The sequence below is a fragment of the Oceanisphaera marina genome (assembly GCF_014643915.1).
GTDB lineage: Bacteria > Pseudomonadota > Gammaproteobacteria > Enterobacterales > Aeromonadaceae > Oceanimonas > Oceanimonas marina.
Genome location: NZ_BMKE01000064.1, coordinates 1 through 870 on the forward strand (window position 1 = coordinate 1; position 870 = coordinate 870).

Genomic DNA, 870 nt, shown 5'->3' on the forward strand with positions numbered 1-870 from the left:
ATAAGCTGAAACGAGAAAGTTCTTATCTCTTGCTCCACTTCAAGCAATAGTTGTAAGGCTTGCATAAAAGTTATTTGCTCAAAGCTATTCTCCGTAATTTTTAATCTATGTCGTACTTCTTCAATCAACCATCTTATTTCTTCGAATTTCTGGCTTAACTGTTCTCTCCATTTCCCGTTTCTACTTTGTAGAGAGTGGAGATCTCCCATCCTCATCGCTGCTTCTCCAAGCGAATCTCTGTAGAGCTTCAGAGACTCGAACTGTGTTATCATTCCATTCAAATCCTCCGATGAGGATCTCAATTGCATTTTTGACATCCTTGTCAGTATGTCCTGGAAGAGAAGGTAATGGTGAGATTTCGCCTACGATTGCTCCTTCTTCCGTAAAAGCTCTAAGTAGTATCAGGGCTTCAAGCCGATTGAAAATCACACTGAAATTTGCTTTCAATGTGATGTTTTTGTCCACTATTGCTTGGTCCATTCTAATGCATAGGGACCCTGTTATTTTCTGTTTGGGAATGAGCATTAACCAATCTCTTGACATTTCTTCAAGAGTCATGTCAGTTAGATAGCGTGGAGCTGGCACTGAAGCAACACTCATTTTAAATGCTTCATCTGACTCTTCCTCTAAAATCCGCTCCACTATATGCTTTCCTTCACGCGTGGCGGTTCTGATGTCCAGACCAAGAGTGCTGCTTCTTCCTCTCAGGGACTTCTGATCTCGGCGGAGCCGGTCTAGAAATGGGGCATCACCCATTTCTTGGTCTGCAAATCGTTTGCGGACATGCCAAAGAAAGCAGTCTACCTGGAAGCTTGACACAGTATTGGAATCCATTATGTTTTTGTCACCCTGCTTTTGCTGATCACGCGT

Annotated in this window: 1 protein-coding gene; it reads right to left on the minus strand. The window is 42.6% G+C overall.

Annotation, left to right across the window (positions count from 1 at the left end):
- Window positions 1-180: 180 nt before the first annotated feature.
- A partial coding sequence (locus IEW52_RS15980; protein ID WP_229658340.1) for an NS1 family protein occupies window positions 181-870 on the minus strand: 690 nt, incomplete at its 5' end.